The 16,786-nt window shown below is 30.7% G+C and carries 15 protein-coding genes and 2 pseudogenes; 9 read left to right on the forward strand and 8 right to left on the reverse strand.

All coding sequences use genetic code 11. The features are described from left to right. Positions 1-446: pseudogene (locus AABM47_RS09130) on the forward strand (M1 family peptidase); the annotation flags it as partial. A 38-nt stretch (positions 447-484) separates the two neighbouring features. On the opposite strand, the gene AABM47_RS09135 reads toward AABM47_RS09130, so the two are convergent. Then, a complete protein-coding gene (locus tag AABM47_RS09135; RefSeq protein WP_338410618.1) occupies positions 485-1,543 on the reverse strand; it encodes an AMP-binding protein in 1,059 nt (352 codons plus the stop codon). A gap of 13 nt (positions 1,544-1,556) precedes the next feature. Next, positions 1,557-2,486: a CPBP family intramembrane glutamic endopeptidase gene (locus AABM47_RS09140; RefSeq protein WP_338410619.1), complete on the reverse strand. Its 930-nt coding sequence runs from the start codon at positions 2,484-2,486 to the stop codon at positions 1,557-1,559. Positions 2,487-2,977: 491 nt separating this feature from the next. Here AABM47_RS09140 and AABM47_RS09145 point away from each other — a divergent pair, with 491 nt between their 5' ends. Next, on the forward strand, positions 2,978-5,410 hold the full coding sequence (locus AABM47_RS09145) for a TonB-dependent receptor (protein ID WP_338410620.1): 2,433 nt from the start codon (positions 2,978-2,980) through the stop codon (positions 5,408-5,410). A 72-nt stretch (positions 5,411-5,482) separates the two neighbouring features. Here AABM47_RS09145 and AABM47_RS09150 read toward each other — a convergent pair whose 3' ends face one another. Continuing rightward, positions 5,483-5,650, reverse strand: coding sequence for a hypothetical protein (locus tag AABM47_RS09150; RefSeq protein WP_338410621.1), 168 nt, complete (start codon positions 5,648-5,650; stop codon positions 5,483-5,485). A 181-nt stretch (positions 5,651-5,831) separates the two neighbouring features. On the opposite strand from AABM47_RS09150, the gene fumC reads away from it, so the two are divergent. The 3 genes from fumC (at position 5,832) to AABM47_RS09165 (ending at position 8,836) form a co-directional block, all read left to right on the forward strand. Then, positions 5,832-7,229, forward strand: a complete 1,398-nt coding sequence (fumC, locus tag AABM47_RS09155) for a class II fumarate hydratase (protein WP_338410622.1) — start codon at positions 5,832-5,834, stop codon at positions 7,227-7,229. 96 nt (positions 7,230-7,325) lie between these two features. Beyond that, positions 7,326-8,564, forward strand: a complete 1,239-nt coding sequence (pepT, locus tag AABM47_RS09160; RefSeq protein ID WP_338410623.1) for a peptidase T — start codon at positions 7,326-7,328, stop codon at positions 8,562-8,564. A 50-nt stretch (positions 8,565-8,614) separates the two neighbouring features. Next, positions 8,615-8,836, forward strand: a complete 222-nt coding sequence (locus AABM47_RS09165; RefSeq protein WP_338410624.1) for a VF530 family protein — start codon at positions 8,615-8,617, stop codon at positions 8,834-8,836. Between the two features lie 85 nt (positions 8,837-8,921). On the opposite strand, the gene yajC is transcribed toward AABM47_RS09165, so the two are convergent. The 4 genes from yajC to AABM47_RS09185 all read right to left on the reverse strand — a co-directional run bounded on the left by yajC (position 8,922) and on the right by AABM47_RS09185 (position 11,817). After that, positions 8,922-9,203: a preprotein translocase subunit YajC gene (gene yajC, locus AABM47_RS09170; protein WP_338410625.1), complete on the reverse strand. Its 282-nt coding sequence runs from the start codon at positions 9,201-9,203 to the stop codon at positions 8,922-8,924. Between the two features lie 2 nt (positions 9,204-9,205). Next, positions 9,206-9,685, reverse strand: a complete 480-nt coding sequence (locus AABM47_RS09175) for a DUF1573 domain-containing protein (protein ID WP_338410626.1) — start codon at positions 9,683-9,685, stop codon at positions 9,206-9,208. A 12-nt stretch (positions 9,686-9,697) separates the two neighbouring features. Next, on the reverse strand, positions 9,698-10,639 hold the full coding sequence (gene nusB / locus AABM47_RS09180) for a transcription antitermination factor NusB (RefSeq protein ID WP_338410627.1): 942 nt from the start codon (positions 10,637-10,639) through the stop codon (positions 9,698-9,700). 77 nt (positions 10,640-10,716) lie between these two features. Next, positions 10,717-11,817, reverse strand: a complete 1,101-nt coding sequence (locus AABM47_RS09185; RefSeq protein WP_338410628.1) for a Glu/Leu/Phe/Val dehydrogenase dimerization domain-containing protein — start codon at positions 11,815-11,817, stop codon at positions 10,717-10,719. Positions 11,818-11,971: 154 nt separating this feature from the next. Here AABM47_RS09185 and AABM47_RS09190 point away from each other — a divergent pair, with 154 nt between their 5' ends. From AABM47_RS09190 to msrB, 4 genes are all read left to right on the forward strand, one after another. Then, the gene (locus AABM47_RS09190) at positions 11,972-13,723 is read left to right on the forward strand and encodes an ABC transporter ATP-binding protein (RefSeq protein WP_338410629.1); all 1,752 of its coding nucleotides are present in this window, start codon (positions 11,972-11,974) and stop codon (positions 13,721-13,723) included. Positions 13,724-13,791: 68 nt separating this feature from the next. After that, the gene (locus AABM47_RS09195) at positions 13,792-14,175 is read left to right on the forward strand and encodes a PUR family DNA/RNA-binding protein (protein WP_338410630.1); all 384 of its coding nucleotides are present in this window, start codon (positions 13,792-13,794) and stop codon (positions 14,173-14,175) included. Positions 14,176-14,291: 116 nt separating this feature from the next. Then, positions 14,292-15,866: a YdiU family protein gene (locus tag AABM47_RS09200; RefSeq protein WP_338410631.1), complete on the forward strand. Its 1,575-nt coding sequence runs from the start codon at positions 14,292-14,294 to the stop codon at positions 15,864-15,866. Between the two features lie 94 nt (positions 15,867-15,960). Then, positions 15,961-16,404 (forward strand): peptide-methionine (R)-S-oxide reductase MsrB, encoded by a 444-nt coding sequence (gene msrB, locus AABM47_RS09205; protein WP_338410632.1) that lies wholly within the window; start codon positions 15,961-15,963, stop codon positions 16,402-16,404. A gap of 19 nt (positions 16,405-16,423) precedes the next feature. Here msrB and AABM47_RS09210 read toward each other — a convergent pair. Then, positions 16,424-16,786: pseudogene (locus tag AABM47_RS09210) on the reverse strand (phosphoglucosamine mutase); the annotation flags it as partial.

The raw sequence follows: 16,786 nt of genomic DNA on the forward strand, positions 1-16,786 counted from the left end.
ATGGAGTCAATAAAGAAGGGTCTAGCGACATGTATTACAAAGGAGCTTTAATGCTAAATACCTTGAGACATGTGTGTAATAACGATTCTAAATGGTGGGCAATGCTCCTTAAATATTCAAATACCTTTAAAAAACAAATTATTGATACCAAAACCGTTATAGCTTTTTTTAGTACAGAAATGGAACATGATTTGAAGCCTATATTTAATCAATATTTAAAACATACTGCAATTCCTGTTTTAGTATTAAAGAAGCACAAGAAAACCTTCAAATACAAATGGCAAACTGACGAGCCTAACTTTGAAATGCCTATAGAAATTGAAATTAACGGTAAAAGAAAACGATTATTAGCAACAAATGAATTTCAAATTGCACCTATTGCTGTTGTGTCTATACCAGATGAACTAAAAGTTAGAACAGATAAGTTTTATGTAAAAGTTTATTAAATAAATAACAGTTCTTTAATGTTTTTATAAAGTTTCATTTAAAAACTTAAACCTAACACGGTTTCTTTTCGAATTACTTTACCATTAGGGGTTTCTTTGAATTGTGGAATAAAGACTATCTCTTTTGGATGTTCAATTTTGTTTAAATTTTTAATTTCATCAAACTCAATTGGCATTACTTCACCTTCAACCACCAATACTACTTGCTGGCCTAAAAGTTCGTTTGATTTACCATAAACAAAAAAACGCCTGTTTATAAAAGGCCTTAACTTCTCTTCTATTTGCTCGGGAATTAGTTTAACACCTCCGCTGTTTATGATGTTATCAAAACGCCCCAAAAATATAAATTGGTTTTCATAAACCAATTCTACAAGATCATTGGTATGAATTACTTGATCAGAAATATTGGGAGCATCAATCAATAAACATCTATTTGTATTTGTTGAAATAACTACATTGGGTAATGCAGTAAATGCTTTTTCTCCTATTTTACGTGCTGCAATATGCGTAATGGTTTCGGTCATGCCAAAAGTTTCGAAAACGTCAGAGTTAATGGCCTTTAATTTTTGTTCTAAATCAGATGAAACCTTTGCACCACCAATAATAACCGTTTTAAAATTATGCAAATAATCTAACGAGTTTTGAACTTGTAACGGAACTAATGCTATAAAATCATATGTTTTTTTAATATGCTCTAGCGGATTTGAACGAGGTGCTATTAAATCAAGTTCTAAACCCAATACAAAAGCACGAACGACCATCATTTTTCCAGCTACATATTTTAACGGAAGACAGTTTAAAATAGTATTTCCAGGCTCTAAATTAAAAAAAGCGCCTGTTGCCAATGCCGATTGAATCATCGCTTGCTTTGAAACACGAATGGTTTTTGGTTTTCCGGTTGAACCCGAAGTTTTCATTTCAACAAAAGTAGTAGCATCAAACCAATCCAACATAAATACCCCAACATCCTTTTCAAAATCGGCTCCTTCTTTTATAAAACTACTGGCATCACTATACAAATCATTTGCCGATAATTGAAATCCGTTTAGTTTAAATTTAGGATGTACGCTTTTATAATCGGGAATGTATTTTGGCATGTAATAATGTTAATTAAAATTTATCAGTTTTAGCTCCATGATTTCCAATAAGCTTATCTTTCCAGTTGGACCAGTTGTACATTTTTGAAAAAATAAAAAGTAAAATTATATAAAATAATATAGGCATAAAAATCTCAAAACCAACTTCTGGTTTTGACAAGTCTTTAAAAATAGCATTTGTTTTTAAAACACTATAATCAGACGTTATTAAAAGTGCCGCAACTAAATTGTTTGCTGCGTGAAATCCTAAAGCTAATTCTGTGCCTTCGTCCATAAGTGTAATAATCCCCAAAAAAAAACCAGTTCCTATATAATATACTAATACAATATAACCCATTTCTAAAACTTCAGGATTAGCGATGTGCATCGTTCCAAATATAACTGATGTCATTACTAAAGGAAACCATTTGTTTTTTGATAAATTATAAAACCCTTGCATCAAGTAACCTCTAAAAACTAATTCCTCAGTGCTTGTTTGAATTGGAATTAAAACAATTGCAATAAGAGATAATATTAAAAACGGAACTATGTTAAATTGCAATTCTATTTCAGAGTCACCCGAAAAAAAGGAAATTAATATTAAGGAAACAGAAATAAACCCCCATATAGAAAAAGCAACAAAAAAACGTTTCCAATCTATAGTCTTTCTTGAAGTAATAATTACTTTAAAATTTTGATTATGAAGTTTTTTTACAACTAAATACAACCCTAAAATAGCAAATACAAATGAAACAAGCATTAAAAATAAAAACCCGTTAGATCCCAAAAGATCAAATACCTCTTTTTCGGTTGAAGGAAATGCTTTTTTGTTTACAAATACCTCATATAACATCGCAATTACAAAAGGAATTTGTCCTATAATTGATGCTAAAAAAATCACTAAGGAGCCAAGAAGATACTTTCCAAAAACATTTTCTTTTTTATATGATTGAGCTATAAACATAGGTATTTATTTATTTTTTGTCTAAAATACTATTTTTTATATTACTATAAAACTGAAATTAACAAATCATGATAAAAATTTACCATAGTCCCAGATGTAAAAAGTCCCGAAAAGGATTAACTGCTCTTGAAAGCCTAAATAAAACCTTTGCAATTATTAAATATTTGGACAATAAATTAACTGCTATTCAATTGATTGAAATTCTAAAAAAAAATTGAATTAGAAACCAATAAAATTAGTAAGAAAAAAGAAAAACAGGGTTAGATCTTTTTAAAAATAGGGAATTATGCGACACTCAAATAATTGAAGCAATGATTCAAAATCCAAAATGAATAGAAAGGACGACTGTAGTCTATAAAAACTAAGTTATTGTAGCTCTCCCTGTTAAAAAATAAAAGAAATTCTATAGTATTTATTAACAAAATTTTGTGATTAGTAGTTTAAACCAAAGCTTAATTTTGTCGTCTTAATAAATATATTAAACATATAAAATGAAGTTGAATAAGTCATTATTTTCTTACATAATCATGCTTTTTTCTTTTACTGGAATTGCTCAAAACGAAAAAATAACAGTAAGTGGAACTATATTTGAAAAAAGCACAAAAACCCCTCTAGAATATGCAACAGTTGTTCTCAAAAATTTAAATAACCCAACCTTAATTTCGGGAGGAATTACAAACGAAAAAGGAGATTTTAATTTTGAAGTTGATAAAGGCACTTATCAAGTAAGCTTTGAATTTATATCGTTTAAAACTTTAGTAGTCAAATCTAAAATTTTAATGTCTAATACTGCTTTTGATGCTGTTTATTTAGAATCTGATATATCACAATTACAAGAAGTTGTCGTAATAGGTGAAGTTTCTACTGTAGAATTTAAGCTAGACAAAAGAGTATACAATGTAGGTCAAGACATGATTGTCAAAGGAGGAACAATGAGCGATGTTTTAAATAATGTTCCGTCAGTAACAGTAGATCCTGACGGCACAATTGCCCTTAGAGGTAACGAAAATGTGCGTATTCTTATTGACGGAAAACCATCTGGATTGGCTGGAATAAACGTTGCAGATGCTTTAAAGCTCTTACCTGCAGACTCTGTTCAAAAAATTGAATTAATCACAAACCCCTCAGCACGCTATGACGCAGAAGGTAGTGGTGGAATTATAAATATTATTTTACGAAAAGGTAAAGCACAAGGTATTAATGGTTCTTTTGTAGCTTCCGTTAGTGATCCTGAATCGTATAGTGTTTCATCTAACTTAAATTACAGAGGCACACATTTTAATTTATTTTCGAACTTGGGGTACAACTATAGAAACTCACCCGGTAATTCTAAAAATAATTCACAATATTTTGACGGAACTACAGGGCAAACCATACGTTATATTGATGAACAAAGAACGAATAACAGATTAAGCAATGGTTATAATGCAAATTTAGGTATCGATTTATTTTTAAATACATCTACAAACTGGACACATTCTCTAACTTTTAATAAAAGTAACGGATCTAACTCTGATGATGTATATTTATATAATTTTGATGAACTAAGTGTCCCAACATTTACAAGAAATCGATTTAATGATGAATTAAATGATGAATTCAGTATTGAATATGCTTCAAATTTTACCAAACAATTTACAAAAGAAGATCATAAACTAACAATCGATGTAGCTGTTTCAGAAAACAAAGAAGATAACAGCTCTATTATTTTTGATAGAATTATTGGAGACGAGTCATCTTTATTTATCGAAACAACTTTAAATAATGAAAAACAAAAACGCAAATTAATTCAAGCCGATTATGTTTTGCCAATTGGAGAAGATGGGCGTTTTGAAACAGGCTACCGCGGTAGTTTTCAAGAAAATTTAACAGATTTTAGAATTGAGCCCAACACCTTGTTTTCTAACACTTTAGAATATAATGAATACATACATGCGCTGTATATTCAATATGGTAATAAAATAAAGAATTTTTCATACTTTTTTGGACTACGGTATGAAGATAGTAATATTGATGTAAACTCTATAACATCAAATGATTACAACACTAAAAAATACAACAACTTTTTTCCTACTGCTACCTTAAACTATGATATTAATGACGACAGTAACATCAGTATTAGTTACAGTAAAAGAATTAACAGGCCGCGGGGACGCTTTTTAAATCCTTTTTCATCGTATTCAAGTAATATCAACATTTTTCAAGGAAACCCTGATTTAAACCCAAGTTTTACAGATGCTTATGAAATTGGTTTTTTAAAAAAATGGGGCAAAATAACTTTAAATTCGTCTGCTTATGCAAATTATACAAATAATTCAACACAATTTATTCGAAAAGAATCAGGTTTATTTGTTGATAACATTCCTGTAATATTAAGCACACCAATAAATTTGGCTAAAGAAACCCGCATGGGATTTGAATTTAACGTAAATTACAACCCTACAAAATGGTGGAAATTAAACGGTAATTTTAACATCTTCAAAAATAAAATTACGGGTGATTATTCATATGTCAATTATTTAGATGAAACAATCAATCAAAATTTTGACAATGAAGCCAATTCTTGGTTTACCCGAATCAGTTCTAAAATATCATTACCTTATAAAATTGATTGGCAAACAAACGTATCTTATAGAGCAGCACAACAAACAGCTCAAGGTAAACGATTGGACATGACCGATGTAAATCTTGCTTTTAGCAAAGATGTTTTAAAAGACAAAGGTACTATTGCGCTAAATGTTAGTGATTTGTTTAACATGAGAAAACGAAGATACCTAACTTATATTCCAAATTTAGTTTCTTCCTATTCTGAATACCAATGGAGACTACGACAAGTTACTTTAGCATTTACCTATAGGTTTAACAAGAAAAAAGAGCGTGAAAACCAAAAAAGTTATGAAGGTGGTGGCGAAGAAATGATATAAATTAATTGCCAAAATAAGCATAAAAAAAAGCACTTGAATAATCAAGTGCTTTTTTTTGTAGAACAAAAGAAATTATTCTTTTTCTGATTCTTTTTTTGCTTTTTTTTCTTTGATTAATTCCATGATAGCTCCACCTAACCAATAAGGCACAAATGCAACTAAAAAGAACATCAACCAAAAACCTATAGTTAAAATGGTTAAAAACAATAAAAAGCCTAAATACTGATCAAATTCAAACATGTTTTCCTTAATTTTAATTAAATCACTTCAAAGATAGAGCAATTATTTTTTTTAACAATAAATAGTTTAATTTATTTTTAAAAAGCTATAATAATCCTTAAATTTGATGAGTTTTATTAGTTAAATAAACTGTGAAACCGATTTAGCTTTAAATAAAAAAATTAACGAATAAACTATAAAAATGGAATATAGAATTGAAAAAGATACAATGGGTGAAGTACAAGTTCCTGCAGATAAATATTGGGGTGCTCAAACCGAACGTTCAAGAAACAATTTTAAAATAGGTCCAACTGCATCAATGCCTCGTGAAGTAATCATGGGCTTTGCCTATTTAAAAAAAGCAGCTGCATATGCCAATTGTGATTTAGGTGTGCTTTCAATAAAAAAAAGAGATGCTATAGCACAAGTGTGCGATGAAATTTTAAGTGGAAAACTAGACGATCAATTTCCACTAGTAATTTGGCAAACAGGCTCTGGAACGCAAAGCAACATGAATGTGAATGAGGTAGTTGCTAATCGTGCACAAGTTTTGGCTGGTTTCAAAATTGGTGAGGGAGAGCCCGTTGTAAAAGCTAATGATGATGTAAATAAATCACAATCTTCAAATGACACATACCCAACCGGAATGCACATTGCAGCATATAAAGCTGTTGTTGAAGTAACAATCCCAGGTGTTGAAAAACTAAGAGACACATTAGCCCTAAAATCTAAAGAGTTTATGAATGTAGTAAAAATAGGTCGTACACACCTTATGGACGCTACACCATTAACTTTAGGTCAAGAACTATCAGGTTATGTAGCACAATTAAATTATGGATTAAAAGCAATAAGAAACACTTTAGCACATTTATCAGAAGTAGCTTTAGGCGGAACTGCAGTTGGAACTGGATTAAATACTCCGGAAGGATATGATGTAAAAGTAGCCGAATACATTGCGAAATTTACAGGAATGCCTTTCGTAACTGCTGAAAATAAATTTGAAGCATTAGCAGCTCATGATGCAATTGTTGAATCTCACGGTGCATTAAAGCAATTGGCTGTTTCGTTAAACAAAATTGCAAATGATATTAGAATGATGGCTTCTGGTCCTCGATCTGGTATTGGAGAAATTATCATACCAGAAAACGAACCAGGTTCTTCAATTATGCCAGGAAAAGTTAATCCAACACAATCTGAAGCACTAACTATGGGTTGTGCTCAAGTTATGGGTAACGATGTGGCAATAACAATTGGTGGTACCCAAGGACATTATGAATTAAATGTTTTTAAACCTATGATGGCAGCCAATTTTTTGCAATCGGCTCGCTTACTTGGAGATGCATGCCAGTCTTTTAACGAGCATTGTGCTTCTGGAATTCAACCAAATTATACCCGAATTAAAGAATTAGTAGATAATTCATTAATGCTAGTTACAGCGTTAAACACAAAAATTGGTTACTACAAATCAGCAGAAATTGCTCAAACAGCTCACAAAAACGGAACAACACTAAAAATTGAAGCCGTTCGTTTGGGATATGTTTCTGCAGCAGATTTTGATGAATGGGTTAAACCCGAAGAGATGGTTGGAAGCCTAAAATAAATTAATGATTGTTGATTTTAGATGTTTAATTTAAATAAATCATTACATTCGGCATAACTAGAAACTTGTATAATTAATTAAAAAGTTAAAAAAAACATGCAAAAAATAATAGACCGTTTCATCAGTTATGTAACTATTGATACTGAATCTGATCCCAATTCAAATACAACCCCAAGCACATTTAAACAATGGGATTTAGCTAATAAATTAGTTGACGAATTAAAAGCTATGGGTATGCATGAGGTAACTATTGATGAACATGCATATATCATGGCAACTTTGCCCAGTAATGTAACGCATGAAGTTCCTACAATTGGATTTGTTTCTCATTTTGATACCACACCCGATTTCACAGGTGCACATGTAAACCCACAAATCATTCAAAATTATGATGGAAAAGATATTGTTTTAAATGCTGAAAAAAATATCATTTTATCGCCTGATTATTTTGAAGATTTGTTACTTTATAAAGGGCAAACACTTATTACAACCGATGGCACAACGCTCTTAGGTGCTGATGACAAAGCGGGCATTACCGAAATCATGACAGCCATGGAATACCTAATCAATCATCCAGAAGTTAAACATGGAAAAATTCGAGTAGGTTTTACGCCAGATGAAGAAATAGGTCGTGGTGCTCATAAATTTGACGTAGAAAAATTTGGTTGCCAATGGGCTTATACCATGGATGGTAGTCAAATTGGGGAACTTGAATACGAAAATTTTAATGCCGCTGGAGCTAAAATTAGCTTCAAAGGAAAAAGTGTTCATCCAGGATATGCAAAAGGAAAAATGATTAATTCAATGCTATTAGCCAGTCAATTTATTACAAAATTACCTCCAAATGAAGTGCCCGAATTAACCACAGACTATGAAGGTTTCTTTCATGTAAATCATTTAACAGGTACACTCGAAGAAACAGTTTTAGAGCTGATCATTCGCGATCATGATAAAAACAAATTTGAAGCTCGAAAAAAATTAATTTATACCATTGCTGATCAATTTAATCAACAATACCTTAAACAATTTGGTGAAGCAATTTGCGAAGCAATAATTAAAGACCAATATTACAACATGAAAGAAAAGGTTGAGCCTGTTTTTCATATAGTAAATATTGTCGAAAAAGCAATGCTTGAATTAGGAATAACACCTTTAATAAAGCCTATTCGTGGCGGCACTGACGGTTCACAATTGTCATACATGGGTTTGCCTTGTCCAAATATTTTTGCAGGTGGACATAATTTTCATGGAAAGTATGAATATATTCCGGTTGAAAGTATGATTAAAGCCACTGAAGTAATTGTAAAAATAGCTGAATTAACAGCTAGACAATAACATCTGATACCGAGTCCCTTTAAATTCATCCATTTATTAAACATAATATCATGCCCGAATTAAACCAAAATAGCAACCCATTACACGGAATTAAATTAGCTGATATTATAGAAAAGTTAGTTGCAGAATATGGTTTTGAAAAATTAGGCGAAAAAATAAAAATTCGTTGTTTTACCGAAAACCCAACAATAAAATCGAGTTTAACTTTTTTACGAAAAACACCTTGGGCTAGAGAAAAAGTGGAACAATTATATTTAAGGTTAGTTAAATAATATAATTTAAAAAATTAATTATAAAAAAACCGATGCTTCAAACGAACATCGGTTTTTTTTATAATAAAGAGCTGTTTCTTTAATCTTATTTAGCCGTAACAGTCGTGTTTAATTTAGCACTCATTTCCATAGAAATAGCACTGCGCTCCATTTTTATTTTTCCAGCCATAGTTTCTATAACTACAGTTTCTGAAGATAATTCTGAAACTTTACCATGAATTCCAGCTTTAGTAATAACTTTATCACCCGCTTTTAATCCTTGTTCAAAAGATTTTTCTTTTTTTGCTCTTTTTTGCTGAGGCATTATTAATAAAAAATAAAAAACAGCAATCATTAAACCTATTTGTAATAATAAACTTGAATCCATATTTAATTAGTTATAGCTGTAGTAGCCTTGTTAGTTTTGGGTTTTACGTTTGCTTTAATTTTGCATACCTCTTTACCATTAGCCGTATTGGCAGTAATTGTAACCGATTTTTCTTGTTGCCCGGGCTTTCCATTAGAGTCAAAAGTTACTAAAATAGGAGTAGATTCTCCTGGCTTAATAGCTTCCTTTTTCCAAACAGGAACAGTACATCCACAACTTCCTACTGCACTTACAATAATCAAATCAGCATCACCTGTATTTGTAACTATAAACTCAGTTGAAACTTTATCACCTTCATTTATAGAACCAAAATCGTGTTCGGTTTTATCAAATTCTAAAACAGGTAATTTTTCTGATACTGCAGAAAATTCATTCGCAACTTTCATATCTGCTTCTGTTATTTTACTTGATGCGTTTTCTTTACATGATGAAACAGCAAATAAGATAACAATTGCAAATAGGGGTATTAATTTTACTTTCATATTATTTTTTTTTTACATTAAGCCTCTTCCTGATTTATTCAGTTTATTTTCTTCTTTAAATTCTTTAATTAAATTATCTAAAATTCCGTTGATAAATATACTGCTTTTTGGGGTTGAATATTCTTTTGCAATTTCTAAATATTCATTTATAGTTACTTTAACGGGTATCGACGGAAATTTTAATATTTCGCAAATAGCCATTTTTAATATAATTGTATCTATTTCAGCAATTCGTTCAGAATCCCAATTAGGGGTTTTATTAACATATTCTTTTGCTAACTCTTGTTCGTTTAAAAGTGTTTTTATAAAAAGTTGCTTTGCAAAATCTTTATCATCTTCATCTTTATAAACTCTTGGAATTTCGACAGTACTGTTTACATCTTTTAACTTAGCTAACTGTTTAATAATAAATGTATTTACTAATGCGTAATCATCAATCCAAGTTAGTTTGTAATCTTCTAAATAATCATATAAACGATCATTTGGAGCTATTACTTTTTCAAATAGGTCATACACAAATTGAGCATCATCTTTAAAAGTAGCAGCACCTGCATCCATATATTCTAAATAGACATCTGATTTTTTAATCTCATCCAGCAGCTGTATGATTAAATCATCGTTTAATTTCCACTGATTAATTTTTTTATTTTCAAAAGCAACAGACAAACTAGATTGACTTTCTAACAAAAGCAACACCTGATTTTGAACAAATTTAGTATTAGGATTTAATTCTTCCGTTGTTGCTAAATGTTTTTTTGATGATAAAGCCAAATGTTTTTCCTCATTACTTCTTAATTCAATCATAGCAGAAAAAAGCAATAAATACAATTCTTGAATGGCTTCTATGCTATAAAACAAAAATTTTTCTTCTCTATTAATATCGTCCGATTTATGTTGATGAACAGCATAAATGGATTGCATTACTTTTACTCGAATGTGTCTTCTATTCAACATTTATAAGAACTTATTTAATTAAGAAAGCGAAAGATTTACCTTTCGCTCTGCAAAAATACAATTTTTTAATAAAATTACTATGCTTTTTCTTTTTTTCTGTCGTCTATTCGCTTTTGCGCAATTGACATGGCCGCTTGTTGTGTTGTACTCTTGTTAATATCAGACAAATGAAAAATTTCTAGCGCTGTATTGTAAATGTTTTCTGTTTTTTGTTTTACTTCTTCTTTAGATATTTTAGCCAATTCAGAATAAATATTAATAACACCTCCTGCATTTATTAGGAAATCTGGAGCATAAATAATGCCTTTTTCTTTTAGTAATTGGCCATGAATTAATTCGTTTGCCAATTGATTATTTGCAGCTCCTGCAATAACTTTTGCTTTTATCCTATGAATAGTTTCGTTATTTATCGTTGCTCCTAATGCACAAGGAGCATAAATATCAACATCTAATCCGTAAACATCGTCACCTGTATAAATTTTTGATCCATATTTTGAACTCACATCTAATAATCGGTCTTGGTTTATATCTGAAATTGTTACAAGAGCACCTTCTTTTGTTAGATGATCAACTAAAATTTCTCCTACATGACCTATTCCCTGTACTAGTATTTTTTTTCCTTCCAAATTTTCTGTTCCAAACTGAAATTTTGCTGCGGCTTTCATACCCATATAAACACCATATGCAGTGTTTGGAGAGGGGTTGCCTGAACCTCCTTTTGATTCAGAAACACCCGCAACATAAGGCGTAACTTCTCTAACAGTATCCATATCACTTGTTTCCATACCTACATCTTCTGCGGTAATATATTTACCCGATAATGAATGAACAAATGCTCCAAATCTTCGCATTAATTCGGGTGTTTTTTGGGTTTTAGCATCGCCAATAATTACGGCTTTACCTCCTCCAAGGTTTAAACCAGAAATTGAAGACTTAAAAGACATGCCGCGAGACAATCTCAAAACATCATTTAGAGCTTCCCATTCATTGGTATAATTCCACATTCTTGTTCCACCTAAAGCCGGACCTAATATTGTATTATGAATACCAATTATTGCTTTTAAACCAGTATCTTTGTCATGGCAAAACACTACCTGTTCATGTCCATCAAATGAAATTTGACCAAATACAGGATCAACTTTATGCATTTCGTTTACAGGAATAATATTTGTAGTCATAGTTGTGTTAATGTTTTATTAAAATTATTGGGCGAAATTAGGTATAATTTTGTAATAATTTAAAAATATGGTTTGCTTTTTTGACAAATACGCTATAAACTGTATTTGTCTAATTAATTTAAAAAATTTATTAAAATCAATTTTTCTACTTAAAATGAAAGAGTTAAAATATGTAAACAAGTATTTCATAAAATATAAATATAGATTTTTTTTAGGATTATTATTTACTGTTTTAGCCCAAATTTTCTCTTTATACACTCCAGAATATATTGGAAATTCAATAAATCTTGTACAGCAATTTGCAAAGACTAATCCTGAATTTGTTAAAAAAGAGCTCCTATATAATATATTAATTATTTTAGCCACTACACTTGTTGCGGGGCTTTTAACTTTTTTGATGCGTCAAACGCTAATTGTAATGTCGAGACATATTGAATTTGACTTAAAAAATGAAGTCTTTAGGCATTATGAAAACTTATCCCAAAGTTTTTATAAAAGAAATCGAACTGGTGATTTGATGAATCGAATAAGTGAAGATGTTGGAAAAGTTAGAATGTATGTAGGCCCAGCCGTAATGTATTCCTTAAACACATTAATTCGTTTTGGCGTCGTTATATTTTATATGTATAATATTTCTCCAAAATTAACTTTTTATTCGTTATTACCTCTACCTCTACTATCTTACAGCATATTTAAATTAAGCTCACAAATACACAAAAAAAGCAGTTTATACCAACAAAACCTTTCTACACTTTCCTCATTTACACAAGAGTTTTTTTCAGGAATTAGAGTTATTAAAGCCTATACCTTAGAACGAAACAAATCGACTGAATTTGATGTGTTAACACAGGAAAGCAAAAACAAAAATTTATCTTTAGCAAAAACCAGTTCTCTTTTTGGCCCACTAATGATTTTATTAATTGGATTGTCTAATTTAGTTGTTATTTATGTTGGGGGCATCATGTACATTAATGGTACTATTGAACAAATTGGAACCATTGCTCAATTTATTTTATACATAAACATGTTAACATGGCCGGTAGCATCATTAGGTTGGGTTTCATCTATGATTCAAGAAGCAGAAGCATCTCAAAAAAGACTTAATGAGTTTTTAAAAACTGAGCCCGAAATAAAAAATTTCGTTGAAACCCCATCTGTTATTGAAGGAAAAATAGTGTTTAAAAATGTTTCATTTACATATAAAGACACCTATATTGAAGCTTTAAAAAATGTGTCGTTTGAAATTGAAAAAGGAAAAACTTTAGCCATTTTAGGAAAAACGGGGTCAGGAAAATCTACAATACTAACCTTAATAAGCAGGTTATATGACACTTCTAATGGCGAAATATTTATAGATCAAAATTCTATTAAAAATATAAATCTTAATAACTTAAGAGATTCTATTGCCGTTGTACCTCAAGATGCTTTTTTGTTTTCTGATACCATTAAAAACAACATCAAATTTGGAAAAGAAGACGCAACTGAAGAAGAAATAATACATGTAGCAAAAAAAGCAGCTGTTCACAACAATATAATCAATTTTTCAAAAGGCTACGATACTGTTTTAGGCGAAAGAGGAATAACACTTTCGGGTGGGCAAAAACAGCGTGTATCAATTGCGCGTGCTTTTATTAAAGATGCTCCAATTCTTCTCTTAGATGATTGCTTGAGCGCCGTTGATACAGAAACCGAAGAGCAAATATTGAATAATTTAATGCAAATAAACCGACAAAAAACTACAATTATTGTGAGTCATAGAGTCTCTTCTGCAAAAAATGCTGATGCAATTATCATTTTAGAAAAAGGCTCTATAATTCAACAAGGGTCTCATAATCAACTTATTAAAGTAGATGGCTACTATAAAGAATTGTACAACAAACAACTTTTAGAAAAAGAAATTTACTAAATTATTGTTTTATAATTTTTTTTTTTAGAATTTTGAATGAAATTATAATTAAAAAAGAACGAAAGACTATGGGCGATCAAGAAATGTATGATAAAGAAGATATCTTTTCGAAGGTATTACGAGCAGGAAGAAGAACTTATTTTTTTGATGTAAGGTCTACAAAAGCTGATGATTACTACATTACCATCACCGAAAGTAAAAAATTCACTGAAGAAGATGGTTCTTATCATTTTAAAAAACACAAAATTTATTTATACAAAGAAGATTTTGCTGCCTTTAAAGAAATATTAGAAGAAATGACTGATTATGTATTGGAACATAAAGGTGAAGAAGTTATTTCTGAAAGACATCAAAAAGACTTTAAAAAAGAATATACTGAAAATCAAGCCGAAAATTTATCTGAGGAAGTTCCCAAAACAAATTTTACAGATTTAAATTTTGATGATATTTAGTAACTAAAATTAAAACTTAAAAAAAGCCATCTTTTAAACAAATGATGGCTTTTTTGTTGACATATTTTTATCAATTGATTAAGTATACATGTGAGCTAATTTTAGTAAATTTACACATGCTTAAATTAAAAGATAATCTAGATAATACATTTACAAACGAATTACCTGCCGACAAAATGGTGTCAAACGAAACCAGACAAGTTGTTGAAGCTGCTTTTTCATATGTAGATCCAAAAAAACCAAGCAATCCAAGTCTCATTCACGTTTCAAAAGAAGTGGCAGAAAGTGTTGGAATTTCTGTTGAAGAAACTAAATCCAAAGAATTTTTAAACATTTTTTCAGGAAAAACCATTTTGAAAAATACCAAACCTTATGCAATGGCTTATGCAGGTCACCAATTTGGAAATTGGGCTGGTCAATTAGGTGACGGAAGAGCCATTACACTTTTTGAAACACTAAATAATAACACCAAAACTACATTTCAATTAAAAGGAGCTGGAAAAACTCCTTATTCTCGTGGTGGTGATGGTTTTGCTGTATTAAGGTCTTCTATTCGAGAACATTTATGCAGTGAAGCTATGTTTCATTTAGGCATTCCTACAACACGATCACTCGCATTGTTTTTAAGTGGAGATATGGTTTTACGTGATGTTTTATATAACGGAAATGCAGATTATGAAAAAGGAGCAATTGTTTGCAGAACGGCTCCAAGTTTTATTCGATTTGGTAATTTTGAGTTATTTGCCTCTCGAGATGATGTAAAAAATCTTCAATTATTAACCGATTATACCCTAAAAAACTATTATCCGGATATAAAAAGCGAAGGAAAAGATAAATATCTCGAGTTTTTTAAAACCGTTGCTGATAGTACTCGAGAAATGATTGTGCATTGGCAGCGTGTAGGTTTTGTTCATGGTGTAATGAATACTGACAACATGTCAATTCATGGCATAACGATTGATTATGGACCATATGGTTGGCTAGAAGATTATAACCCTAGTTGGACTCCTAATACAACCGACAACCAAAATAAACGATATCGTTTTGGCAATCAACCACAAATTGCCCAATGGAATTTATTACAATTAGCTAATGCATTATTTCCTTTAATTGAAGACGCACGTGCTTTAGAACACATATTAAATAACTTTTCAATACAATATCAAGCTGACTATTTACAAATGATGCACCGTAAATTGGGTTTTGAAAGTTATAATGAAGAAACAAAAGTAATCGTAGATTTATTGACTGAAAACTTGCAATTAACCGAAACAGATATGACGATTTTCTTTAGAAATTTGAGTCATATTGATAAAGATGATTCTGTTGAAAATGCATTTGACAAATTAAAAGATGCTTTTTACAAAACAGATCAGGCTACAGGAATTATTTATAACACATGGTTGCATTGGTTTGCCAAATATATAAAGCAATTAGAAGCTGAAAATCAATCAGATTTAGAACGAAAAAAATCAATGAATCTGGTTAATCCAAAGTATGTGTTGCGAAATTATATGGCACAACTAGCTATTGAAAACGCAGATAAGGGTGATTATAATTTGCTAAATCAATTATATAAAATGCTATTAAAACCTTACGCAGAACAAAAAACACACGAAAAATGGTTTGCTAAAAGACCCGATTGGGCTCGAAATAAAGTAGGTTGTTCTGCATTATCTTGCAGCTCCTAGTTTATAAGCGACTGAATAACTCAAATTAAAAAAATTGTAAAACCAACAGAATCAGAAAATTTCGAAACTTCGGTTCAGATTAAATAACAAAATTATGCTAAACTGGAACACATTAATTCAATACGCCAGAACTAAAAATCCTAATTCAGATACAAAAATTTATAAAACAGAGACTGAATGGAAAGAGTTACTCTCTGAAGAACAATATAGAGTTACCCGTTTAAAAGGAACAGAGCGCCCCCATAGTTCGGAGTTGTGTTCGCTTTTTGAGCCTGGAATTTATGTTTGTATTTGTTGTGATACTTTACTATTTGACGGAAGCGAAAAATTTGAAAGCGGTACAGGTTGGCCGTCGTTTACCCAACCTATTAAAGAAAATGCAGTTGGGTATATAAAAGATGTTTCTTTTGGGATGATACGAATTGAAGCGATTTGCAATACATGTGATGCCCATTTAGGACACGTGTTTTCTGACGGGCCAAAACCAAGCGGCTTGCGTTATTGCATGAATGCTGTATCTTTAAAGAAACTGAAATAAATTTAAAATATCAACTAAATTAAATTCCCGCAATTTGCTTAATTTCTCCAATAATTCTGTGGGCTAAGCCATCCGCTAATTGTTGCGTTTGAGCTTCGGTATAAATTCTGATAATCGGTTCAGTGTTTGATTTTCTTAAATGAACCCAATTATCAGCAAAGTCAATTTTTACACCATCAATTGTTGTGATGTCTTCGTTTTTGTACTTTTCTGTCATAGCTTCTAAAATGGCATCTACATCAATTTGTGGTGTTAATTCAATTTTATTTTTGCTCATGTAATATTGAGGATAACTTGCTCTTAATTCGGCAACAGTCATGTCTAAACTAGCTAAATGTGTCAAGAATAACGCTACACCAACTAAACTATCTCTTCCGTAATG

It is taken from the genome of uncultured Flavobacterium sp. (genome assembly GCF_963925415.1).
Lineage (GTDB): Bacteria > Bacteroidota > Bacteroidia > Flavobacteriales > Flavobacteriaceae > Flavobacterium.